10 protein-coding genes are annotated in these 26989 nt (G+C 46.5%); 7 read left to right on the top strand and 3 right to left on the bottom strand.

The genetic code is table 11. The features are described 5' to 3' along the window. Nucleotides 1–85 precede the first annotated feature (85 nt). The 7 genes from V202x_RS14610 to V202x_RS27490 all read left to right on the top strand — a co-directional run bounded on the left by V202x_RS14610 (nucleotide 86) and on the right by V202x_RS27490 (nucleotide 20510). Nucleotides 86–13036, top strand: a complete 12951-nt coding sequence (locus tag V202x_RS14610; protein ID WP_145176213.1) for a hypothetical protein — start codon at nucleotides 86–88, stop codon at nucleotides 13034–13036. After that, nucleotides 13033–16617 (top strand): MotA/TolQ/ExbB proton channel family protein, encoded by a 3585-nt coding sequence (locus tag V202x_RS14605; protein WP_145176210.1) that lies wholly within the window; start codon nucleotides 13033–13035, stop codon nucleotides 16615–16617. The genes V202x_RS14610 and V202x_RS14605 overlap by 4 nt, the downstream gene beginning before the upstream one ends. Further along, a complete protein-coding gene (locus tag V202x_RS14600; protein ID WP_145176207.1) occupies nucleotides 16617–18299 on the top strand; it encodes a hypothetical protein in 1683 nt (560 codons plus the stop codon). Before V202x_RS14605 ends, V202x_RS14600 begins: the two co-directional genes overlap by 1 nt. Further along, complete coding sequence (locus V202x_RS14595) at nucleotides 18296–18904, top strand: hypothetical protein (protein WP_145176204.1); 609 nt, start codon at nucleotides 18296–18298, stop codon at nucleotides 18902–18904. The genes V202x_RS14600 and V202x_RS14595 overlap by 4 nt, the downstream gene beginning before the upstream one ends. A 24-nt stretch (nucleotides 18905–18928) precedes the next feature. Continuing rightward, nucleotides 18929–19549, top strand: a complete 621-nt coding sequence (locus tag V202x_RS14590; protein ID WP_145176201.1) for a hypothetical protein — start codon at nucleotides 18929–18931, stop codon at nucleotides 19547–19549. A 13-nt stretch (nucleotides 19550–19562) separates the two neighbouring features. Next, complete coding sequence (locus V202x_RS14585; RefSeq protein WP_145176198.1) at nucleotides 19563–20192, top strand: DUF3597 domain-containing protein; 630 nt, start codon at nucleotides 19563–19565, stop codon at nucleotides 20190–20192. Nucleotides 20193–20360: 168 nt separating this feature from the next. Continuing rightward, a complete protein-coding gene (locus V202x_RS27490) occupies nucleotides 20361–20510 on the top strand; it encodes a hypothetical protein (RefSeq protein ID WP_197992876.1) in 150 nt (49 codons plus the stop codon). Between the two features lie 746 nt (nucleotides 20511–21256). On the opposite strand, the gene V202x_RS14580 is transcribed toward V202x_RS27490, so the two are convergent. The 3 genes from V202x_RS14580 to V202x_RS14570 form a co-directional block, all read right to left on the bottom strand. After that, a complete protein-coding gene (locus tag V202x_RS14580; protein ID WP_145176195.1) occupies nucleotides 21257–23854 on the bottom strand; it encodes a S8 family peptidase in 2598 nt (865 codons plus the stop codon). A 14-nt stretch (nucleotides 23855–23868) separates the two neighbouring features. Then, nucleotides 23869–24867 (bottom strand): AAA family ATPase, encoded by a 999-nt coding sequence (locus V202x_RS14575; protein ID WP_145176192.1) that lies wholly within the window; start codon nucleotides 24865–24867, stop codon nucleotides 23869–23871. A gap of 465 nt (nucleotides 24868–25332) precedes the next feature. Continuing rightward, nucleotides 25333–26934: an RNA-directed DNA polymerase gene (locus V202x_RS14570; RefSeq protein WP_145176189.1), complete on the bottom strand. Its 1602-nt coding sequence runs from the start codon at nucleotides 26932–26934 to the stop codon at nucleotides 25333–25335. Nucleotides 26935–26989: the final 55 nt, after the last annotated feature.

Here is a 26989-nt window from a genome sequence, read left to right as displayed (position 1 = left end):
TGTCGTGTCAGTGATTGTTTGTATTTTAGTACAGCAACTAGTCATAATACCTGACAGACCGGCTACCAGGAACAACACGAACAATATGAGCATGTGGTTTCAGCTGGCGAGCCTCTCACCAAATGGAGAGCGATCTCTTGCAGAATACATTAATTCCGGTAATCGCCTTCTAACTAAAGGGCCTCAGGTACCGTCTGGTACAGCATCTTCATGGGAGTTTGACCCGGCGTTTCTTTCGTTTGCCATCGATACATACCATTTTCTTAATTCCTTCGAAGATTTCGAAGAATATTCATCACCTCAATCATCTGTCGATGCGCGAGCTATTCTTCGAAGCAGGTTGATGTCGGCTGCATCCTATCGATCTGTCTCGCTCCTCAAACTTCTTGATACATATGAACTAAAAAAGGAGGCTACGTCCGAGCCTATTGATCGATTAGCTGACTGGGCTAAAGGACGCCCAGAGTATTCCGAGTATCTCAGGGAAGAAGAGTTCATAGACATCATCGGATCGATGCGCACGACAGGAGTTCGCGAAACTGTTTTGTGTTACAAGTTCTCAGACGATTATGTACGTGATTATATCATTCCAGCAATTGATGTCCTGAGAATTCTCGAGAAGGATTCTAATGTGGCTTCCTTTCTAGACGCTCTCTTGTTTGTGAAGTTATCCAGGGAACTCATGACTGATAACGATGCTGGGATAAATCCTGGTGAAGGAGCTAGTAGAGGTGACGAGTTAGAAATTCCCTCTGATTTCGAAATCATCACGAGCCTTCTTCTCACTTTTGACAATATTGATGTGTCCCGCCGTAATGTCGCAAAGATGGCAGTGGAAGCGATCAGGCAGTCAAAATCGATTGGTCAAAAGGTCGAATATTTTTATGAATGGAAACTCAACAATCGACTCATCTTAGTGGACTGGGGGGGTACACAGCTGTTAGGACGAATAAAGATCGAAGAAGCTTCGGGCTCTTTGCAATCACAGGATACTCATGACACTTTACGGGAATTAAGCATCCGGTCTAGTGCGGCCGATTCATGGCTCGACAAAGACTCACTCTCAGTAATACTTTCCAGCCCGCCCCTAACATCGGAAAGTGCTGGGCTTGGCACACTATGGTTTTCTGAAGTAGAGATCTTGGGCACAGGGATCACGATAAGACACGAAGCGATTCCACTTTCTGGAGTCTTTCCAAGAGCAATCACCCAATCAAAAGTCTGGCCTACAGTGTCCGTGACCGATTCTAGCATTAGCTTAAGTGGGTTATGTGGTTCTATTCCATTCGATGTGGACGTAACTTTATTGCCTCAGGAATTGTCATCAAATGTCATTGACCTGGATGGGAAAAGAACATTACCTTGGCATTGTTTCTCGTACAGGTATCAGAATGATGGGGCCACGCTGCCTGTTGCTGGGGATACGAATTCTAACTTAATGATGCTGGTCAAGTTCAGCGGCAAGAGATTGACACTCACAAATGGGAAAGAGCAATACGTACTCGATGTCAAGCAGAATTTCGTACCGAGTGAAAATGAATCATTCGGCCCAGCGAATTCAGGGGGACCAGCAAATCAAGAGAAGCTTGCAGCCACAAACGCTGACATTGAAAAATTTGCCTCAGAAACGCAATTCTCACTTTTGTCGAAGAATGGCAAAGAAGTTTACGAAGACTTAGTCAACAAGTTGCGAGGTGCTATCGCCGCATCGCTCAATTTATCCTCAGGTCCGCATTTGACCGCCATTCTCGATTCAAATTTGGATTATCCAGTCAACTCTCAGTCAATATTGGTTTATGACACTGGTCACATCTTAATTCCTGTTGCCTCATTAACGGATAAGCCTGTTGGGATTGTTCGCGATGGGCAGATTCACTGGTATCTAAATCGAACAACCAAAACATTGGAATGGCTTGAAGATGAAATGAGTCGACTGAGAAATGCATCGCAAGTCACCCCATCGTCATTTGCCAGATTACGTCGTGAATTTACTGCCGGCGATGTTTATCCGTCTGGTGATTATGGTGTCTCAACTTCGAACTTTCAAAGCATTGCCGAGGCGTTAGCGATCTGCTCTATCATCGATGATTTGCGTCGCGGCAGTTCGGTTGGATTGGTGCTTGACACAGGAGGTCAGATCAATTTTCCAGAGACCACTCATTGGAAAGACATCAATCGGTATTTGACTGAATCACTGCAGGCGCAAGGTACTCGAAATGAACGGCTGATTAAAGATGCGTTGGTCGCCGAGACTCTTTCGGACAAATCACTGCCTGATGAACTCGCAAAATCTATGTTGGTGTCATTGAATGACGAGATGGATGAAGCGACAAGAGAATTGACACAAAAACTGTGTGACCTGTTTCGTCAGTCGTCAGATGAATCCTTAGAGTTAATTCGTGACAATGTCGTAGTCTCAAATGAGTTGTTCTACCTGGAATTTGATCGCGCCAGAGCCAACACCCTCCTGGGAGTCCCCCGAGCATTCATTATCGTTTGGCGTATGCACCCAAATGAATCTGAGGTGCGCTTTGCAGAATGTGTTTGGGGACCAGTAAATGAACCTTTTGCATTTGTGTTTCCCGGGAAAGTGTTTTCTCTAAGAGATGCTGAAGGTGGTGTCCTTACACTAAAGGTGGCAGAGCTTTCACCAACACCCGGTTCATTGCGATATGCTGTTGTGCAACCGAATTCTGTCGATGTAAAGCGAGCAGAACTTCTTAAATCCCATTTGCCGGAGATTCTCAGTTTTTTAGACTCGAACAAATCAGCAAGTGCTCAAGACTTGGTGGATCATTTGGCAAAAAGTTCGAAAATCTTAGAAGAAATTAATTTACTTTTTAAGACAGCAAACAATTTCAGTAGAGCGGTTAACCTTATCACAAAACATACTGTTACCGGTGCCTCTGGCGCAGATCGTGCTATCTCAAGTCTCTGGTTGCTCAATTCGGCACTCATGGTCTCTCGCTCATATAAGGCAACATGGACACACAAAGGACGCGGCGTGTCCATGACTGTTTCACAGGACGGCACGGCTCTCGTGAACGAAGTCGGAAAGCCACTAAACCATGGAGCCAGTTCAGCGTTTGCGCAGTGGTTGAGTCAACGTGAGTGGTATCCTGGAGAGACTCCCGTTTATGGCAAGCTGATTAGAGATCAAATGATGCTATCGCTCAAGCTCCAGCCAGGAAATCATGATCGGCTAATGACGTCTACGTTGCCTGTATTCCACATAAAAACTACCAGAGCAGAAGGAAGGTACTTCCCATTTGGTAACGGCGTAACATTTGATGATGACAAAGGTGTAAAGGACGAATTCGACTCATTAGTACGATCGGTAGATGACCAAGTGCGCAAACTGAGGAACGTTTTCCCCTTATTAAAACCCAGTGACGGCTCTCTAATTTCGGATTTGTCCCCTTTACCAATCGATCTCTATTATCTGGATGTCTTATCTCATGCTGAAAGTTTGCTGTCGCGGTTACAAATGGGAGGCAAACATGATCGAACAAAGATTCAAAAACTGGAAGAATCCTTTGCAAATCAGGACATGAGTCGATTTCGCGACGTACTGACGGAAATTGGGGAGGCAGAAGAGTTTTCTCAGAATTCACGTATGAATGTGCGTCCCTCTGGTGCGTTGCCAGTCTCGGCTAATTGGATGAGCCGAGTTTTGGGACTCCCGCTGCAAGAATCGGACGCTGAGCTAAACGTTAAAACTGTTGTGACTCAAGGACCTGCATCCGTTTTAGAGCCTTCTGTAGATGGCCAATGGGGATTAAGTCTACTTGTCGCGAATCGTGATGGGGCGGTAAAGAGGCACTCTGTGCTTTCAAACTTTGCAGTAAAAGTTGATGGGACACTGTCTGCAGAGATTCCGACATCAGCCCAAAACTCTGATCTTCGACAGGCACTTCAGGATTACCTTACTGGATGGCTGGCGTTTCCTGGTGTCAATGTCAAGGACATATCTGGTGGTCTTTCGATCAAAGAGAGCCATCAGGTGGAGAAGGGGCAAGTCTCACTGCAGTATGTGCTAACGGCAAATCCGCAGGTCTTATCAACACTTGGAATTGATGGCACAAATGACACTTCTCTCGCCACGCTGAATTTCACAATTCGAAGTGAAAACGGCATTCCGGCAGCTAAGACATCCGTAGTGAGTAGTGCTAGTGCGAATAAATTGCTCGCTGAGAGTACGGGGCTCAGTCAGCATGAGCTTGACTTTTGGCGTTTTAACCGCGTGATACTCGAACTGTCGGACACCTCGTCTCTAGGATTAGAGAAGCCACTTTCCATGCAGTTGATGCCGTTTGAAGGACTTGAGAAAGCAGAGCAACGACTTCGGCAAGATTTTCTGTCATCTCAGCGGGCAAGTATCGGAAACGCGCTCGCCAAGGCAGTTAAGGCGAAATGGGGTGTTGTGCCAAGTTTACGGCTAAAGACTTTCAGTGACTTTAAGGACCTTCCAGTTTGGGAGCTTTCTTTCCCACTACCCCCAAACCCCAAAAATTCAGCCGAATCTCTCATTCTCACAAGCCATCCGGGCCTTGTCTCATTCTCAAAAAGTAAGTGGGAAGTACAGAATCCGGATCTTTTCGCTGAAGCCGTGAATCCTCAGTTTAAGACTCTTGGCGATTTGAAATATGCCGCCTCTGAAACTACGTTTGAATGGGAGTCATCAGGTGAGTTCGCAACCTCGATAAAAATCGGGCAGGAAACTTTTGACGTAGTGGTAGATGATTTTGCACAGTTTCACGTAGTTCCGAGGAATAAAGAAATAGCAATCAAGGTGCTCACGAGGCTCCGTGACAAGTGCCGTACCGCTTTAAGAGACAATTCGTCTGGTCGGATCAAGGTTAAATATGAAGATGGGAAAGTAACATCGCGCTCCGCACCAATTTTTTGTACTGTTTTTGTCAATGGGGTCTCAGTGTCAAAAAAGCAGTTCGACGTAAGCTTGCTTCATTCAAATCCTGAAACCATTGCGGAGGATGTGGAACAGTACTTCGAAGAGGTTGTGGAACGATTCGCTATCATGGACTCTTCGCCCGCAAATCTTCCCTTTGGTATTCGAGCAAAAGCGGTGCCAGATACGAGTACTGAGGAAAGGGATGACTGGCGTGTGGACGTCATCTTCCCAGAACCTCAGCAGAAGGATGGCCAAACGGTCCCAGCTGCTGAGCGCACGATTTCTCTTGGGCGTATCACGATCTCTGACGACAAGCTGCAGGCTGAGGGGAAACAGTGGCAGAACTCCGAGGCGGCCAGTGCGTTTCTACAATGGGTGGTACAGCACAAATACAAGGTTCCGGGGTGGGATAGAATTTCCAATGGCTGTCTCGCCATTAAATCGCCCCCCGGGTTTGCTGGATTGGGGAAGGATAACACCTTCAAACTTCAGGTGTTGGATGGCGCCTGGAAAGCTCTCAATCTGGATGACCAGATTCAAGGTGATCTGGAAGTTGCTCTACTCGATCTGAAAATAGACTTTGATGCCGAAAAGAAGCAGCCGCGCATCAGCGGCAATCTTCGCCGAGGAGAAGGTCTCAGCGATTTCTTTGAAAATGCGGTAGCGACACTGGTTTCCCGAGAGTACGATCTGCCACTTGGTATTCGAGCTGAAGTGATTCCCAATCTTTCCAACAGTTGGAGCCTGAATGTCATCTTTCCCGAACCACAGCAAATAAATGGCCAGCCCGTTCCGGTTGCTGACAGAATGATGTCTCTCACCGACATCAGGATCTCCAACGGCAAGCTGATTGCCACTGGTAAAACATGGCAAAACCCCAGGGCGTCCAGTACGTTTCTACAATGGTTGCTAGAGCATGAGTACAAAGTACCTGGCTTGGACGGAGTCGACAGTGACTACATTCAACTGGTTCCCCCCGAGCAATTCGCTGGGGGCGGGAAAGACAATACCTTCAAACTTCAGGTGTTGGATGGCGCCTGGAAAGCACTGAATCTGGAAGACCAGATTCAAGGTAAGCAAGAAGTCGCTCTACTTGACTTGAAAATTGACTTCGACGTCGAAAAGAAGCAGCCGCGTATCAGTGGCAATCTTCGCCGAGGAGCAGGTCTTAATAATCTCTATAAGAAAGCGGTAGAGGCGCTTGTTTCCCGTGAGTTTGACTTGCCTCTGGGCATGCGAGCGGAAGTCGTTCCTGAAATGAAAACTGACGACTGGTGTGTGAACGTCATCTTTCCGGAACCTCAAGAGAGGGATGGCCAGTCAGTTTCAGTTGCCGACCGTACCACTTCGCTGACCGGCATCACAATCTCTAACGGCAAGCTACAGGCTGAGGGGAAACAGTGGCAGAACGCCGAGGCAGCCAGTGCATTTCTACAATGGGTGGTACAGCACAAATACAAGGTTCCGGGGTGGGATAGAATTTCCAATGGCTATCTCGCCATTAAATCTCCCCCCAGGTTTGCTGGATTGGGGAAGGACAACACCTTCAAGCTTCAGGTGTTGGATGGCGCCTGGAAAGCACTGAATCTGGAAGACCAGATTCAAGGTGAGCAAGAAGTCGCTCTACTTGAACTGAAAATAGACTTTGACGCCGAGCAGAAACAGCCGCGTATCAGCGGCAATCTTCGCCGAGGAGCAGGTCTTAATAATCTCTATAAGAAAGCGGTAGAGGCGCTTGTTTCCCGTGAGTTTGACTTGCCTCTGGGCATGCGAGCGGAAGTCGTTCCTGAAATGAAAACTGACGACTGGCGTGTGAACGTCATCTTTCCGGAACCTCAAGAGAGGGATGGCCAGTCAGTTTCAGTTGCCGACCGTACCACTTCGCTGACCGGCATCACAATCTCTAACGGCAAGCTACAGGCTGAGGGGAAACAGTGGCAGAACGCCGAGGCAGCCAGTGCATTTCTACAATGGGTGGTACAGCACGAGTATGGGGTACCTGGTTGGAACGGGATCAGTAGCGACTACGTTCAACTCGTCTCACCAGATAAGTTTACTGGGGTTGGGAAATATGAATTTCGTCTCTTGATTCACAAAAAAGCATGGGATGGGCTGAGTATCCCCAACACTGGTGAATGCGAAGTCGCAAAAATTGTTATTGATCTATCGCTCGAAGCTGACGACATCAAGCTGGGCGTCGAAGTAGAGCCGGGAAGTGATCTGCAAGATCTCTTCCAGAAAGGGATAGAGACCCTTGTTTCCCGTGAATTTGACTTGCCTCTGGGCATTCGAGCGGAAGTCGTTCCAGATACGACAACTCCAGATGTAACTGACGACTGGCGTGTGAATGTCATCTTTCCGGAACCTCAAGAGAAGGATGGCCAGTCGGTTTCAGTTGCGAACCGAACCACTTCGCTGACCGGCATCACAATCTCTAACGGCAAGCTACAGGCTAAGGGGAAACAGTGGCAGAAAGCCGAGGCGGCCAGTGCGTTTCTACAATGGCTGGTACAGCACAAATACAAGGTTCCGGGTTGGGATGGAATTAACAGTAAGTATTTCGCAATTGATCCGCCGTCCACTTTCGCTGGAGTCGGAAAAGACAATACCTTCAAACTTCAGGTGTTGGATGGCGCCTGGCAAGCACTGAATCTGGAAGACCAGATTCAAGGTGATCTGGAAGTTGCTCTGCTTGACTTGAAATTAGACTTTGATGCTGAGCAGAAGCAGCCACGTATTAGTGGTAATCTTCGCCGAGGAGAGGGACTCAGCGATCTCTTCCAGAAAGCGGTAGAGGCGCTTGTTTCCCGTGAATTTGACTTGCCTCTGGGCATTCGAGCGGAAGTCGTTCCAGATACGACAACTCCAGATGTAACTGACGACTGGCGTGTGAATGTCATCTTTCCGGAACCTCAAGAGAAGGATGGCCAGTCGGTTTCAGTTGCGAACCGAACCACTTCGCTGACCGGCATCACAATCTCTAACGGCAAGCTACAGGCTAAGGGGAAACAGTGGCAGAAAGCCGAGGCGGCCAGTGCGTTTCTACAATGGCTGGTACAGCACAAATACAAGGTTCCGGGTTGGGATGGAATTAACAGTAAGTATTTCGCAATTGATCCGCCGTCCACTTTCGCTGGAGTCGGAAAAGACAATACCTTCAAACTTCAGGTGTTGGATGGCGCCTGGCAAGCACTGAATCTGGAAGACCAGATTCAAGGTGATCTGGAAGTTGCTCTGCTTGACTTGAAATTAGACTTTGATGCTGAGCAGAAGCAGCCACGTATTAGTGGTAATCTTCGCCGAGGAGCAGGACTCAATAATCTCTATAAAAAAGCAGTCGAGACGCTTGTTTCGCGTAAGTTCGACTTACCTCTGGGCATTAAAGCGGAGGTCGTCCCAGACACCGTTTCTGCAGATGTCACTGATGACTGGCGTGTGAATGTCATCTTTCCGGAACCTCAACAGAAGCATGGCCAGTCGGTTTCAGTTGCGAACCGCACCACCTCGCTGGCCGGCATCACAGTCTCTAACGGCAAGCTGCAGACTAACGGAAAAGAGTGGCAAAATAGAAAGGCAATCAAAGCCTTTCTGAGATCGAAATTCTCTGATTTCGATTTGCCGAAAAAGAACCAACTCTCGCGGTATCTCAAACTGTCGGAGCCCAAAGTTGATGTTGATCAAGATGAGATCATGATCTCGGCGTCACTGTCAGTGATGCGAGAAGGGATTATGGAAATTGTTCCGGATTCTAATCCGTCAGAGAATTTTGAGCTCCTGGCATTGACCATCAAGGTTCCGCTTCAAATAAAGCATTCGAGAGTGTCTGCTGACGTTAAAGTAGCTGACGCGGAGGAGTTTGCCAGATTTGCATTTGGAAACGCTCTCAATGATACCGACCTGAAATTCACACTTCTCGGCATTGAATGGAAAGTAGAACATGAGATGGGGCACCTCGTAGCTCGCGGTGACCTTATAGAGAAGAATGGTGTCAGCAGTGGAACTGTTGCAATCCAAAACATCGCGTTTAATGGAAGCGAAAGAGACTTGCGGGCCGCCACAATGACAAGTGATGACCAGAGAAAAATGGTTGCGCATTTGGCTCGCAATCATGACGCACTGCCAGCATTCTTCTCCATTTTTGGAGATGATATACAGCAGACACTGGATCTATTTGAGTTCAACCGGGGCGATGTTGTCATTGGTATTGGATTACACGTTCCACAGCAGACGCTCCAGAATCGTTTTGGACAATACGACCTGTCTGAACTGGCGATAGATGAACCGCCAGAACCACAATTCCGTCTCGGGGATTGGACGAATGTAGATTCAAAATACTTGTCGGCTGGTACTGCCATCCTGGATACAAGTTCTTGGAAACTCAGCTTCAAGACAAACGGTGGTTTTAGGCAACGCCTCAAGAAAGTGCTTGAGCCAAAGTTGCGAGAGAACACACGAATTGAGATAAACAGCACGCATTACATTGCAATCAGTGAAGTGGACTTCGTCAGTGATGAACTGGTCCTGATCGCAAAAGCGTTTCCGATATCCAGTGATGGGTTTCCCGTTCCACTTGCAGCAGAAATCAGGATCTCTGACAAATACAAGAATAATAATTATATCAAGGTTACACTTGAGCCAGATTTGGGCTCATTAGAGCAGCTAATCGCAACTGCGTTTCTTGAGTTCATACCATCTCCTCCCGCTCCTCAAGTAGAGGTTCTGGAAGTAAGCGGAAGTGAATTTGAGCAGAAGGTTCGTTGCCGCGTAACCGGTGAATGGTGGGGCATGGTCGTCGGCCCGGTTGAGGTTACGGTGGATCTCAAGTCGGGCAATCTTAAGATGGGCACTTTGATCGGTTTCGGAGCACCTATTCAGGTGCCGATTCCTTCGACACCTCTGGTCCTGAAAAAGCCCCGAGGAAGCTTTGATACCAAGACACTCGATGTTAGCTTCGGGGCCACAGTCGCATTCGCAGGGGCAGAGGGATTTTCAGAAAGCCTCTTCAAAGTGGACGGTACTGTCTACACAAACTTGAAGCGGCTGACGTTCATTCGAGCGAATGGCCAGTTGACAATTTTATTTCTGCCAGTCGGTGAGTCTGAAGCCACAGTGGATCTCACGAGGGCGAAGATCGATGCATGGATGCGTATCGGTGAACAATCCATTGTTCTCATCAAGGGTGAGGCAGGATTAGAATTGCCATTGCCTGGCAAGCCGCATTGGCATGCTTACGGTAAACAACAGGTCATTGTTTTCGGGCAGGATCTGTCAAAACTCGAAGTGAGGGCAGACAAAGACGCTGTAAAAGGGGCTGCAAGAGTCGAGTTATTTGGGTTGGGGAGCGAGGTAGACACATCATTTATGACTAAATTGCGAACGATGCCACCAGGATTTGAGTTGGACCGAACGAGCTTTTCAATCGGTGCATACCTCGATGCAATGGCAGTTGGAATCGATGCTAATGTGGAGTGCAATGCGAAGACCGCCCGAATCTATGGAGAAGCTGAGTGTTTCATGGGCACGGCATCTTTCGATGACACAGTCCCTGCACCTGTGTTTCTGGCCGCGCCATACGCAGCAATTCTGAAGGTGGCATTGAATAGCTTGAAGCTAAAGTTTGACCTCGATCCGAAGGAGCTCTTTAACGCACTAACTCAAAAGCCCAGCTGGGGCGTGCCTGATCCAAGCAATCTGAAAAGCCGGCCGAAAGCTGGTGGAAAGAGAGGGAAAAAGAAACGCAAATCAAGGAACAGCTCCAGAGGCAATGAAGAAAAAGAAAAAAGCGGCCCGGCAAATCAGCAGCAGGCGGCTGCGTCGGCGACGACTCAATCACAAGCTGCAGCCCAAGCCATGGCCCAAGCCCAGTCGGCACAAGCACAAGCTCAAACTGACCCGAGCAAAGCCGGTGAAGTTGCAACAGCCATGGCCAAAGCTGCAGAAACACAGGCTCAGGCTGCAGTAACCGCGAAAGCATCAGCGGAAGAAGCCACACGAGCGGCTAAGAAAGCAGCTGATAACGCCGCCGAGAACCCTTCATCAGTAGAAGCAGCAGTCCGGGCAGCGCAAGCGCAAGAATTAGCACAGGCTGCTAAGGAAGCGGCCAACACACAGGCACAAGCAGCAGGATCGGTGAAAGAGGCAGCTGAAGCCGCACAGAAATCAGCAGAGCAACCAACTGATGCACAAGCTGAAACTGATGCAGCTGATGCGACGCTGGCCGCCAAAGACGCGTCGGAGAAGGCTGTGGTTGAGCAAAAGAAATACCAGCAGACAGTCGAGAATCAAAGAGAGTTACCAGACAGTTCGGCAAAAATTGATACCTACACGGATTTCCTTTCAAGGGTTAGTATTAACCCCACAATGCTTCAGATGGAATTGGAGAGACTTGCAAAAGAGTCTTCAGCCGCTCAGAAAAACCTCGAACAAATGGGAGACGATGATGCTTCACCTGACCCTGAAGATGACCGACCAGAAGACAGACAAAAACGTGTCAATGAAGCGTTGAAGAATGCTGAGAAAATTGAGCGGGCCCAATTAACCGCCGAAAAAGTCAAGCGATTGTTAGCCGCAACGAAGGTTGCTCAACAACAGAAACCGTCGCCAGAGCTGTCCCAGTTGAATGAAGAGACGAAGAGGATCGCAGACGAACTTAAAGATTCTATCTCTGAGGCTGTCGAGAAGGTAGCAAAACAACTCGAAGCCGCTGCAGAAGGGCAACAAAAAGATTGGGAAGAGACTAAGCTTAAAGAACCAACTGACGAACCAAGAGATTCTCAGAAACCAAATATCAAACGTAAGGAAACACCACCGGTAGTCAGCGCAGAAAAAATTGACGCCCTGGATGCCGCGCTTCGTGAACGAAAGGGACGCGTAGGCTTAGACTCTGCCAAAGAAGGCGAGGTTGGAAAGAACTCCTTGACAGTCGCTGCACAAGTTCTTTCAGCGTCTGACATTGAACTGACAAAGGTACTTAAAGGGTTCGCGTCAGAGAATGAAATACCCGCTGAAGCAAGCGATTACAAGCAATTGGGCTCACTTCTTAAAAAACTACTGCAGGAGAAACTCATCGTGCTACAACGTAATGTTGCGGGGAAGAAACTGCATACTGCTTATATTAAAGGTACGCGGGTATACGACCACGTGTTTTTCCTGAAAACGTTGTCACGCATTCGTAAACGATTGGCTGCCACTGGTTCTGAAAAGGAATATATACCGACTGAGGACATCCAAAAGCGATTTAGAAATGATTCTAGTGACCTGGATGAAGTTATTACGCTTGAAATGGTGGAACTCGCGATGATCAGGACATTGATTGCTGTCCAACACGATAAGGGTGGGTGGACATATGAGTTGAGCCCACCTTTCTCCGGCAATCGAGATATGAGTTTGACTCAATCCGCACTATATGGAATTCGCACATCTCTTGAGCAAGAAGGCGCTCTTGATTATCGACGTTTGAATATTATTTTTGGATTGAGTGATGACGGTGCAGCTGAAAAAAAGTATCTTGACATTTTATCTAAAGCATACAGTTTCACTCTAGAATGTGAAAAAGGAGAGTACTTCTTATACGCTTCCAATAGCAACTACACGCCTAATGGTATAGGGAATGTCCATTTTTCGGCAGGACACCTCCTGTCTTGCTTACCGTTCAAGAGTATTAATGGGACGCTACTTTTTCCTAACAAGGATGGCAATGAAGAGGAGAATCGAGAAAAAGTACGCCATGCCGCTCGAAGAACGTTGTCTGACCACCAACGAATGATTGGTATAGAAGGATGGAAGTTTAAAGGACAGACTGACGTCGATTTCCCGTTTCATTATCAGACCCTATACACAGCCCGATCGCTCATAATGTATCTGCAGGTGATGCAAGATAGAATTCCATCGGAAGATCGCCAAAAAGTCGAAAAATGGACTGACGAATTACTGTCTAAATATCTTATTTTGGCAGCCGATAGTGACCATCCTTTTGCTCCAAAGCGACCTGGAAACAAACAGTTCCACAGTTGGATCGACAAAGACCATCAGTCGATGAAGACGATGTCACGGATTGTTGCATGTACACTTAGGGATGATCTCAAAACACTTTTGACTACTCAACGCCGGATTAAGCACAAATGACCAATCATGATAGTACAGAAGCATCCTCTGCTGCCCGCGTGTTATTTAAAGCACTACTCCTACCCATACCCCTCATTTTTTTTTCCTCGGTAGCAACGACCGTTCTTGTGATGATTCCCTTTTGGCTAGCGCTGATTGTGTGTGTGTCTCCGATTGTAATAGGCGTCATTTTTGTCCATTCTCAGAACCTGAGACTTCAAAAGAGCCTGATCGTGTCTGTTTTGATCCTCGGATTTACCTGGCTCGCCAGCATCATCTGTGTATCACGAGTCGGAACAACCACCATTTTTCCCAGTATCACTGCCTTCTTTGCCATTGTCGGTGCGCTCACAGTTGTTTGGATGCTGCCGAGAACAAAGAGAGAAAAAGGCTGTACAAGGTCAGAGATTACTACTTGGGCGATTGTTTTCTCCGCTTTTGTGTTGTGCCTTTTGACACTTTCAAATATTGAAGTCACTTTCGACGAGATCACGACAAGCGTGTTGAGGATCTGGGAGCTTTTCATCTCTTTAGCAGTCATGGCTGCAATTGCCGCTTATTCTATTCGATGGCCATATGTCCATAATGTCTCGAGTTCTGATACACTTCTGAGCGTCCTTTCTGTGGGTGTATTTGCGACCGTCTCAACTTTCTTCTCCCTTTCAGCATTCTTCTCGTTCGTTAATGCAGATTTGGCGGCTTGCAAAATAGAACTCATGAAGAGTCATGGTGATATTGAAAAACTAGAAACTGCAATTCGCGAAAAGAAGCACAAAGGAATCAGCGGCAAGGAAGTCGATGAACTCCAAAAGCAATTAGAATATTCGCGACTTCTGCAAAGTGTAGTTCGCGCGCTAGATCAAAGTCCAGATTTCATTGTTGATGAGAATTTAGAAGAGACGTTAAGAGGGAAAATCGCGGGGGCGCTTTTACCGGTAGCGTCATTATCTTTTCCTAGTCCTGAAGAAGATGTTGCAAAGAAAGATGATGGTGCCAGGATTCAGCTAACACTCGCCAATCTTTGGCTGATGAATTCACACGGAAAAGCGATCTGGGATATTTTTGACAACCTTCCAAGTCTGGCGTTACCTGGAGACTCAGTTCAGAAAAACGCTACAGAGATCCTGGAAGAATCCTGCAAGTTCGTGCTTTCAGGCAAACCAGGGCTTAGGATAGAAGAGGATTCGGAGACGACTACCCCAGAAGCATCCGACACAAAGGCATCTGACGCAGACTCAGCGACACCAGATCTGAAGATTCAGAAATTCCTTACTAGCCCGAAGTATGGCCAAAGTGCACTAGCTGAGATTGGTGCTTTCTTGACGATGGAGAGTGCTCCAAATGGATATTGGACTCGGTATTTGCATACAACTGTGCGCGGGCCAATCCAGTACGTAACGATTATTGTCTTTTGGGCCTCATTTCTGCCTGCTGTCTCCTTCATCCTCTTACTTATCCGCGATTCTCGCAACATCACATGGCTCAAGCAGGAATTGGTGATTTTTCATCGCGTTAAGCGAATCAAACACGCCGTTTACTCTAATAATTCCCAAGAGGCTTCTACTAGTCTTGACTTCCCTACATTTGGACTTCGCATTGAAGACCCAAAGATTTGGACGCCTAATTTCGTACGCTGCCTCAAAGATGATTCCTCACCATCACTTGAGTTACCATCCCAAGAAATCGCCACTGACAAACTTCCCAGCGACGTGCAGTGTATTCACACAGGCGATGGCAAATACAACATACAACTGGCCTTGGACGGTAAAAGTTTTGACCTCGGGGAGGTAACCGTAGATCAGGCTGAGATAACAGGAGCAAAGAAACACGAAGACTCCAACCTGGAAGCGCTGAATGCAAGTGGACTTGATTGGGCTTCAGACTGGCTTGAATATCAGCTAAACTCTGCAGCAAAGGATGCCAAGGGGGAATTTACTTTTGTCGTTAGGCAGGAACCCGAGCTGACGATTTTCAGCCTGTTGGTAGAAGTCCTTCAAGATCCCTCCACTAAGAAGCATTCGGTACATGGATCAATTAAGTGGCACGAGCAGGAGCGAGAAAGTCTCGTTGAGCAGCTACGAGTAAAGGCTCTCGCAATAACCAAATGCACATTCAGCCAGGCGGGAAAAGAAATCAATGGTAGAGCTACACTGGCAACAACAGATGCAGGTGTGGCGGAAAATAGCTTATCCCTGCAGTGGGATTTCCCGAATGGCACAGAGGTGCTGAAAATCTCCAACATCACTCTTGACTTAAAGTTAGTTCCAAGAATTGACTTGTCCAGAGCCAGCATTGACAATGACGACCTCAAGACGATCTGTATTAGATGCCTGAAACTTGACGAAATCCTCATGCTTCCAGACCATCTTGAGATCACTACTGACCGGAATTCGGAGAATTGTTTAGCCGACGTTCGCCTGATGCTTCCGAGAACCAAGGATTTCTCAGACGAAGTAGATTTGCCAGTAGCATTGCTACGCATCAAAAGCACATCAGAAAGTGGCATCGCTAAGTTACTCGTAACTCTTGAAGATCACTCAAGTGCCGCAAAAACATTCGCAAATTTCTACGGATCTCTCAAACAGTCTGACTCCGCGCCCTTTGGTCTCAAAGCAGTTGTTGAACAGAATGTTCCAAATTCAGAGCGGCCTTCTATTAAGTTTTCTCACCCAGAGACTGGCGAACATGTATTAACTGTTTGCGGGATTACAGCCCCTCGTTCTGCAAAAGAAGAGGTGCGTTTCGACGATTTATCAGTCATTGAAGGGAAAGCTGACTTTATCAAATACCTTTGTAGCGAATACAGTATTTCGAAAGTCGATCTCAAAGTCGTTATCGAGAAAGAAGAGAAAAAAGAGAAAGAAGAGAAGGGGAAACAAGAAGAACAAGAAGAGCAAGAAGAGCAAGAAGAACAAGAAGAACAAGAAGGAGGTGAACATGACAAAAAGGGCGACAATAAAAATAATGTGCTCAGGTTTGATATCTTAGAATCGGATGACACGGAAAGTGGCTCAGTCATCGCTAGCTTCAGGATGAAAGTGTTGTCTGAAGCAGTCGTTTATGATCAGCAGCTTTACAAAAATCTTCAAGACGTTTACGTGGCGCTGAGCAAATATTCAGACTCCCAGGACACAGAGGAGTTGCATGCGTGCTCATTAGTTACAAGAGTCTTGAACGGCGCATGCATTATGGGCACCCGTGAGGCGATGTATGATGTGCTTGAGCAAGGTTGCAATGAACTTGACGAGCGTACTGACTTAAGAATGGAACTTGTCAGATATGGGGCATGGCTCGCTCCCTCGTTTGGATTCATTGGAACGATTTATGGGATAGGCTCTGCGCTACTTGGTAGCGAAAAAATGGTCACAGCTGATGAAGCCAGTCAGGGCTCTGAAATTAGCGCAGTCTCGCAAACGCTCGGTAGTGCATTCGATACGACAATGGTCGCACTGATCCTGAGTATGGGACTTGTTTTTCTGATCCACATTGCCACGTACCTGACATCAAGTCTGATTATCACATTCCGCAGATTCGCAAACGATAATCTGATTGAACTGTTCGAAGGTCCTGCTGTGAACTTCGAGAATGGAGGTGATGAATAGTGGCGCGTCGAGATGTTGAAACCGTAAGTCTATCGTTCCTCGATTTGCTTTCCTGTGCTTTGGGGGGCGTGATACTGCTAATGCTGATATTCACAGCTGTCATGTATGGCAAATACTCTCATCGCAAGACACTGGTGGTATATGCGGACGCTGGCCTATCTCACGATGTTACATTCGTCGCGATATCTCCCTTTGGTGAGCGGATCAAATTGGAATCTAAAGGTACAGTGTTCATGGTCAAAGAAAGACCAGCCTTTGGTGAGTGGCGGATCGTTGCTAAACGGAAGAACAAGTCTACAACCTCCCCATCTGAAGAACTAAAGAAGTTGATTTCATATCTTGAAGCAACAACTGAGGGAAATTCCCCCGTCAACAACTGGCTTCCATTTGACGAGGCTACGAAAGTTGCAGGCCAGGCATCGAAAAGTGTCGCGGCATCGCGCAATAGTCCCAAATTGGATATTGGTGATTTACGGCTGCTACAAAGCGGAGTCTTCAGCATCTGCAACAGCAGTCTTGGTGCTGAGCAGGATGTCAAAGAAAACTCGGAAGTCAGCAAGACGTGTGACACTGTTCTGAAAACCCTTGCCGGTACCAGAGAAGATGACGTTGAAAAGCTGGTAAAGGGATTGTTCTCAGTGGCTTTTTCAACTTCAACGGTCACTGTAGATGGACGCCCAGATCATGGCGACCGGCTTGCCTTCGTCAATCGATCACTGAATCTCCTGGCCGTGTTTTGTGCTCTTCATTCACAACTTAGTGAAGAACACGAAGCTGCTAGAAATTCAGTAGCAATAGCGATCAAGTCCATCATCGACGAGTATCTCTACATGTGCAGAGAGTGTGATTTGCTCAAGCAAAAGTTGCCAAATGGAGAACATACAGATTCTGGAGTAACACATGAGGCAGCGATTGCGTACCAGTTGTCTCTATTTATCAACAAGGTTCGTCGACGGTCATTCACAACGCGTCAGTTTCTAAGGACATGTCTCGCGAAAAATATTGAACTCAAAGCTGCATCAACCTCGTTCTTGTTAGACTGCATACAACAATTTTCTTCATTTAAGAGCGATGTAGAAAAGTATCTCAATCAGAATGTGGAAAAAGATCGTCAACTCCAAGTGGTTTTGAAGCATTATGGTTACGACGAATGGGATATGGCTGTTTATTTGAATGAAATCGCAAGCAGTGTTGTTGGTGCTACGCCATACAAAGATCTGACCGTACTAGTTGACTTAGTAGAAGACCGTTCCGCTGTATTGGACCTGAAAAAGGCTGGTTCAATCAGTTCGGCAACACTCGCCCTGGTTACTCTCGCCAGCTTGGACGGTCAAGACGGACACCGACTTGATAATAAGGAACGCGTCCAGGTTGCCAGTACGCTTTCGTTACTCTTCAAACCCTCTACTACTAGTGTGAGCCTGACATTCCTAGAAAATGAGCAATCTTTGCTTTTGAAACAGGCTGCCGCTGACGCTTTGCGTGTAGTGGTTGATGCCACTACAGAGCCGACGGTAGTCTCTTCACTCAATTTGCACTGGGGGGGGAACTGGGAATCTCTGCCGGATATCTCACTTCCAATTTCGAGTAGTGAGTCCGATATTCCGATCCTGAGCTTCGCTGTTTCCCACGATGATTTGAGCGTGCATCAGCTTGCCTTCACAGATGGAGACAAGCCATGAAACGAAAAAAAAACAAAACGATTACCATCGTCAGCATGTCGTTTCTCGATTTGCTTTCGTGTGCACTTGGGGCAGTGCTTCTGCTTGACATCATGTTTTCGCGAGCCATACGTCCTGGACATTCCACAGAAAAGATTCCGTTTGCTGCAGTGACCGTGAGACAGTTTATTACAGTCAAAGATACCCTGAACAGGGATGAGTTGCACAAAATGATCCAGAAGCAGCCCAATAAGTACCTGCAGAATTCGTTGACACTTTCTGATGGTACCGGAATCACCGAATTGATCACTTCTGATTATGGCCGTGATGAGCGCTACCGAACATGCTATGCGTCATGGGCGAACCCAAGAGTGACAACGGATGACACCGACAGTAGAAAGATTAACATAGAGTGGACTGTCGTGTTGACTTTCTTGAAATCGACGAATGGCTGTGTAACGTTGGGGCAATATACTGATTTCTCGTCTAGTGACTTCCAAAAGGATGACCCAGGTCATGTCTATTGGTACAAAATGAAGTCTGCTTTGGAACTTGAGAAAGATTCCGATGAATCGTCAGTCACAAAAGGATGTTTTGAACTGGAAGAATTGGAAGACAACACCTAAACAGACTAAATGGAGAACAAAATCATGGGGCAAATACAATTTCTGCTCGTACTTTCGTGTTGTGTGCTTTCCAGTCCTGCTTCGGCTCTCTCAAACACTAGTACTGATGTTCTGAAGGCGGCTCGCAGTTACAAAGACGGTGGTGGTTACAATAAGGAATTCAAGGGGTCTGGAACACCTGAAGAGATACTATTCAAAGGTAAACGGATTCTGTCTAAAGGTGACAAAACATACTGCAACGGATTTACATTTGCTGTTGTCATGAAGGTAGGGTCAGAGAAGGAGTTGTTCAAAGATTTAAGAGTTTCGGAGATCCGCAGTTTCCAGCAGAACTGGTACGGAGCAAATGACGCAAGCAAAGAAAAGCAATGTCAGTATGCTATGGAAAAACTGGGAGTTGGTGGAGCCGTTACTCTTGACGATGCAAAGGCTGGTGATTTCGTCCAGTTTTGGCGAACCAAATCGGGACACAGTACAGTGTTTCTTAAATGGGTCGTTCAAGGCGGTAAACGGATTGGTCTCAAATACCGTAGCTCACAAAGCAAAACTGCCGGTATCGGTGATCACATCGAGTATTTTAAAGGTATTCCTGGTAAGTCCGGCTATGTGGACCCAAGTCGAATATACCTTTCCAGGTTGAAGTGAATGGGGAAAGAGTATGGCGAATAAAAGTATACGAAATGTTCTGTTAGTAGCGGTGTCGACATTCTGGTTGATCGGTTCATCGGAGCGCTGCACTGCGAAGCCTCCGGAACCGGTATCAGTCGTAGATTACATGAATTCTATCGGTCTTGATTCGAGTTTCAATAATCGTAAGGCTCTCTATCTCAAACAGTGGCCTCAGGATTTCTATAGCGGTACCGCCGAACAAAACATTAAGCTTCTGAAGTACTTACTCGGCCAAAAAGAATACGTCTTAATCCCTTTTCCATCTGCCGCGATTGATGGCTGCGAGAAGTTTTATTCTCATCTGATAGTTTCGAAATTCGTGACAGAAGCATTCCAGAAAAACGCGATTTCAGCTTGCATAGTCACTGGTACAAAAACACCGCAGAACAAAATTCGTATCAAACTGCAAGAAGAATATCTTTCCAGGAAGCCTGCTGATGGAAAGGTGTTCACAGCTGAGGAGCACAAGGCGATTCACGACGCAGCTTACAAGGCTGCTGGATGTAAGGAAGACTCGGCAGACCTTTGGGGATGGTACGTAGTGGACAAACAGCGTCTACCGCCTTTGATAGTGAAGCAGGCAATTGAGATATTCGGAGAATGCACGATAACAAAATGATTTCATCAGTGGTGTGCTGTATACAGTACCTGAAAATGTCGATGTGTCAGGCGGTGCACATTGAAGTGCGTATCCCGTCTATCTAATCGACATCGACATGTTTGACCTGCTTCTAAAAATGAAACTGGTCAAACACAATGAAGTTCCCAGAATCGAGCTGAAAGTAGGATGACAAAGATTGATGATCTACCTTCCTGGTATGGAGGGTGCTTCGAAAATGCGGTTTGTTTTCTTGATCAAACCAACAAAGGTGTGCTTCCGAACCAAGGGGACCCCAGTATCGTATTTCTTGCTGACTATCTTGACTACATGGGGTGAGTAGTTAAAGGTGCATTTAAACGAAGGAATTGTTGTAAGAATCCGTCGATCAGTCCAGGTGCAACGCGGATCTGTCGACAGCATTTGCGACCCGTTTTTGGTTTGATGACTGCAAAATGGCAAGATTTGGAAAAAGATTAAGGACAACTGGTCACATTAACCATTCAGCTGCAATTAGTACTCGACGGATTAAGCGAAAATCAGCGGCTTGCAGTCCGAGGATATGCTGGCACCGGATAGACAGTGCTCGGCCTTTGGCGGGCTGTCAAATATGCACTCTCCGACCTCAGCACTCTGTTTCTGTGTTTCAATCGACAACTGAGTCGTTGGCTAAACGATCGGATGGATGAAGAACTCGATCAAAGAACGCGAAGTAATTCACATATAAATACGTTCCATGGAGACGATGTCGTAGATTTTATTATAAGGCTGGTGTTCACTTTATGCCTCCCAATATCGGAAAGGTGATCACTGGTTTCCGCCATAGAAAACGTCGCGCCAGCTCTTCGATCTGCAGATATTTGATCAAACTGATCAGGGGCAACTTATTCTGGATGGGAAATGTGTGACTTCCTGGTATATGGTTGAATAATATCGGCAAGGTCCATCAGGTTCCTGAGAACGGATTTCTGGTCACGGATCGGATACAAAACTTGGGCTAATTCTCTGAGATGCTTGCGGCTTTTGGTACTTGTGAGGAGAATGAAGTTGAAGGGCAGTAGAATCAAGAGTGTGTCATGGTTCTCTTAAGTTTCGACTTCGGCTTCCAACTCAACCTGCAGATCTTCAACTGCGATCCGAAGATCATCGTAAATTGAAATTTCTCGACCGATGACTTCAAAGCTCACGGCAAGCGAGTATTTCGCTTCAGAATCAGGATCTTTACTCCACCCTTGGTGTCCCATAATTGCAATACAAAAATTTTCGGGGAGTTGGAACGATTTTATAATCGCCCAATCCTTCTGCACAGTGCCAGAATTTCTCTTCGCTCCATCAATATCTCCATGATCAGTACGTGTTGCCAGTTTCCATCGCAGTGTATCTCCTGCTGCTGTATTTTCCTCTGCTTCCTCTTCTTTCAGGGCACGCGAGCGGAATGAAGAAAGTGACTCACCAAGCTTGCTACTTTTCCAGTCAACCCAGGTTGAAAGATAGCGTCGTAGGTTTCTTCTCGTTCTCCGTGGCTCGGCAACATATGACAATGTGACTTCGACAAGGATGTCATATTCATATCCTGGTTGTCGCATCGATTCAGGAATAGGAACTTGATATAGATCACAGTTGCCAGCGTTGATGCTTGTTTCACCAGATGTAATCAAAGTAGTACGGTAATCTGTATTCGTTGTTGCTCGTTCGAGATCTGGAATACCGTACCCAAGCGTGCGGATGACCTGATTCGTATCCACTTCGTCTGTATTCGTCCATTCTGGCCAGCGAGCAGATTGCACAATCAAAGTTTTATAAAGTAAACATGGCTCGTTTGGCAAAACACGTTGTAAGTGGGCAGCGATGTGGGTGACTTTGGGGGCAGCGAATGATGTTCCAACCTCGTCTCTGTCATACGCAGGTCCTGGTGGATGCATGGTCGATCTTACTAGTTCTGGATAACATGCTCGTCCTTCCGAAGGATTACCAAGTAGTGTTTGTGATCCCGGAGATTGTAGATCATCGCCACCAAACTCAACAACCTCAGGCTTAATGACATTCCAAATACCGAATCCAGATCGACTAAAGCTCGACGGATGCCCTGGTTGAGTTGCAAAGCTCTTCCATCCTGAGGACTCATACATTTGATATGCGACTGAGCCAACAGTCAGAGCCTGAAAGCTTTGTCCTGGATTCGCGACTCGCGATGATCTTTCAACTAAGTAATATGGATATAATCGTCCTGCATCAAGATGGTCGAGAATTCCAGCGCTTGGAACATGCGCTCTTTCCCGAAGATTTCCAGCCGTTTGTACAATCATAATATCAAACTGATGACAGAGCATGTCGATTTCAGCGGCCCAAGCTGACATATGCCTCAGTCGACAGTGGCAGTCAGCATTTATTGAATGATTGAAGATTCTTGTTTGACGTGGGCCGTAGTGATATCGTTCTATCACTGCACGGATTACAGCTGCGGGCATAAGCGAATATGGAAGAGATGCTTCGGCATCTAGTATTCTGGCATTTTGAATCCAGAACGGAAGTTGATAGGGCCCATCTCGCTTAACTTGTTCTCCATATTGGACGGCTCCAGCAACACGAGTCCCGTGACCAGCAGGCCAGACATGATCAGCGACGTCAGTTGGAGATTCAGGCGGTGGTAGAAAGCAGTGGGACGATTCTTTATCTATGGATGGTTCAAGCAACACATGCTCTTCTTGTATGCCACTATCAATTATGCATACGGCAGGAGCGCCTGTTGGTGGTGCAGTTATCTGATTAGGTTCGACTTCTTCTCCTGGTTCCGCCTTGCTCCTTGTCAACGAGATGTTATCCGGTTCGACAACTTCAAACAGGTAAGGGTAGTTGAACACGAAGTCTTTCAGCCCTTTTCCATTGACCTGTATTCGCATTGTAAAACTGTCAGGCAGCGAAATTGCTGGTTCATCATGTTGAATGCTATCGATTGAGCCACCATAACCATTAACGATTATGCGGCTCACTTCTTGAGTACGTTCATCCTGTAGATCGTACCACGAGTCGTAAACTTCTATGCGATTATTCGACCATTCACTTTGGCGTCGAGCAAATTCAACATCCGATTCACGTTTCCTTTTCTGGGGTTCATCCGGGATTTGTTTGATTCCCAGGCATGTGACTCCGATGTCAACTTGATAAACTGCTGTTTCATCTATGTTAGGCCATAACTCATACAGGGTCTCGGAAAGAATCAGTTGAAGTCGAAGATTCTGATCTGGATCTTCGTCGAGGCGATGAATACTTGCAACAATGCCGGTGCCATGCACGGAACCAGCAAATCCAGCTACCGCTTTATTGAACTTTACAAGATCAATATCTTCACTTGCTACGATGACATAGCCGTCTTCTTCCTCAGCCACGATCTCAAAGTCAAAGAGTCGTCGAAGTTTATCAACATCGAGACTTGTGTCGATTTGGAGGAGAAGCGCAAGTCCGGCTTGGAGATCAGGGAATGATTTGGCTACTCTGTCGGTTTCAACTGATTTTCGTGTATTTGAGACTGAGAATGCACTGCCAAACAGGTTACCACTGTGACTAGTCCGGTCTGACTTATTGTCTCGTGTTTTCTGTGATTCGCGAGGTGGGCGTCCCAATTGTGCTGGGCCACTTTCCCGACGAAGCAACGGAAGATGTTGAAAATTATGTCCGTTTGGCATCGATTCCTACTTCATCAGGCAGTCTCGTTGGGGCTCTTAAGTTCAGAGATAGCTACTTCAAAGTGTTTTTGTTTGACGATACGCTCGCCGCATAGCACCACAGCTTTAGCAGCTGCTTGGGCAACTCGAACGACATGTGCTGCTGACACTCCCTCAAGCTGTTCGACTACTTTGTTCCAATTAATGGACTTTGATTGTTCTATACTGGATAGTGTTAATGATAGCAGCTTTCGAATCTCTTCCTTACCTGGAATGGGGACTTGGAACACATCGTCGAATCGACGAAACAGAGCTTCATCCAATGATGATTCTATATTCGTAGTAGCGATTAACAGCCCTGGAGCATCATATTCCTCCATCAACTGCAAAAGCGTATTGACGATTCTGGCTACCTCACCAATATCCTTCGACGTTATACGTGAACGAGCTATGAAGTCGCACTCATCGAGAAGTAGCACACAAGGTTGTTCCCGAGCAGCGTCAAATACAGCCCGAAGGTTCGATGCAGACTCACCAAAGTATGACGAGACCAAGGCATCGAACCTTATCTTCATCAACGGCAAACCGGTGTTCCAGGCGATACGTTTGGCTCCCAGAGTCTTTCCGCAACCAGGAGGACCATAGAGTAGGACTTTTTTGCGTGGATTAAGTCCATAGGCAGACAGTCTTTCACGAGCTGCGAATTCTTTCTCAATCCTCTCAAAACGTTCATCAATATCTGGTCGCAGGACGATGTGATGTTCGAGAGCATTGTGCGGAATAAAACTGACCAGCATCTCGCGATGGCGACGACTAATCGGCAGTTCCCGAATAGTACGATCCGAATCGATGCTGTTTCGGCTAGGATGTTCCTTCTTTGATCTGTCATCGAGAATCGATTCAAGTTGTCCTGCTAAACGGACATGCCCGCTTTTACGCTCAGATTCAACGATTAGATCAGCCAGACGATCCAGGTCGTCCTGTGATCCTTTTGCAATTGCTCGGACAAGTCTCTTGAGCATTTCAGCTTTCATTTCATACACCCTTAGGATTAGAATTGCTATCTCTGAGTCCAGAGAGCCCCTCTTACATCTTCCATTATTATACTTTTCCTTAGTTATCGGGTTACTGGTTTTAGGTTCACTAGTAAGCGTGATGAGGCCATTATATCCTTCCTGCCTTCACCATTCACGCAAGAAGCCGACATTGAGAGGAAAAAGTACGAAATTAAAGTAAGATGCTTCTGGGCGGCGTCATTACAAGTTGTAAGAAAACGTCAATATTAAAGGCCCAAAAATATTTCTTCGATACAGCAAGATGTTCTTATCCAATCCAATAAGTACTTAGATCGCTTGAAGAGTAAACTTTGGGGAATTAACGATTGAGCAAGGTAGACAAGAATCATAGAGGGAATGGGAGATGATTATATGAAAGCAGCCTGCATCAGGGATTTGAGAATTCTGAACAGTTCATAATTTGCTATCGACATTGCAGATACTTTAACTAACTCCATAACCGCCTCCTAGCAAAAGCCCTTCTAATCCGATTTCTTCTCCTTCTGCAAAGCGAGTACGGGCCAGTTTTGCAAGGTGCGCCTGAGGTACATCACGATATAGGAGTTCCAATTCGTCAAGGTATGACATTTCATCAGGAAGATTATCTCTTGAGATACCACCACTACAGATTTCTAGTAGCATCTTACTTCCACGAAACATATTGGTACTCTGTGAATCGGGCACCTTCCATCCAAAGTAAAGTGCAAGCATTGTGACGCTTTCAGCAATGCTACGATCCCTTAAGTCAGCTATTGTCACTGGAATCTCTGGAGGATTCTGTTCCGAAGCAAGTTCGCAGAATGTTGCGAGTACGTGCCCCGGGAGTTGGAGTATATCTGTAACATCACTTGAGATTAATACGCCTAAGAGAATGCGGTATTCTGCGAACTCTTGACCATCAGGGATCTTCTCCAGGAGCTTAGAATACTCAGCTGGGCTAAATAGATAGAGAAGCCGATTGATGTTATATCTGCATTGTTGAACAAACCAACGACGTTGCATACCTTCAGCTGGTATTTTTCTGCTTCCTAACTCGCGAAGAGTTGAGATGAGTGTCTCGCGGACTTTTTTTGCGGCAGCAATCAATCCTTGCACTTTGGTTAAAAAAAGACGTGGGACGTCATACCACCCATTTTTTCGTAATAGGCTTCGCGCAAAGTGCCTGTAAGGACGATATTTTGATTGAGTCACAAGTCTCCCAAAAGGAATTGTGAATCCCTCCGATACGAACGCTTTCTGCAAAGGTTCTAGATAATGGGGCCAGAGAAAAAGATAAATACAGATATCATGGAGTAATGCCTCGAATGACCCTGAAACTGGTTTTTGAGGAATTACTGGACAATTTGAAACCCATGTTGATGAGTCGACGACATCGTCTTTGCCTTCATGCATTTTTAGATCGATGTTTCTGACGTAGCTTCGAATTTTTTGAGTAACTCGATCTCTATCCTCTGCGGGACAAACAATTACGATGTCATCTACATATCGGAAATAGCTGTCACCGAACTCGGTCGCTAAACCCTCATCAAGTGTTTCAAGAGCTATGTTTCCTAATACATGGGAAACGTCTGTTCCGATCGGAATGCCCGATCCTGAGTTTGGTTTCATTCCCATTAAAAAGTTACCAATAATTCTTCTGTCTGATACTGATTCGACTTTAGCTAGACGTTTCTGGATTATGGGTTCGAGAAATGTCCATCTCACGCTTGGATAGAATCTTCTAATGTCACCAACTATAGCAACATGACTTGGATATTTACGAAGAAGTTCAGTGATTCGATAGTTTCTTCGTGCGAATCCGTGCTGATAATACTGAAAGTTCCGTCCACCTCGATCGCTTCGGGGCCATTGATAGCTATATACGTTGGCTGGGGGGGCAAACGCTTGTTCTTGTGCCATCATCGAAAGAACGTATGCTTCTGCGATCAGAGTCGTAGGGCTTCCAGCTATGCATTCGCGGTAAGTTGGCGTTCCGTCCTTCTCAATCTCTTTCAATGTGCGATATTTGAAATACCGCCACTCTGAGCGTGTTTGAACTCTTCTCATCGCAACTTGGCAAAGCCAGGTAAGTCGATCTCGATCAGAATCGGAGTCAAGAAGT

The sequence above is a fragment of the Gimesia aquarii genome (assembly GCF_007748175.1).
Classification (GTDB): domain Bacteria; phylum Planctomycetota; class Planctomycetia; order Planctomycetales; family Planctomycetaceae; genus Gimesia; species Gimesia aquarii_A.
Note: the sequence above shows the minus strand (reverse complement) of the source record. Positions and strands in the feature narration are given on the sequence as shown.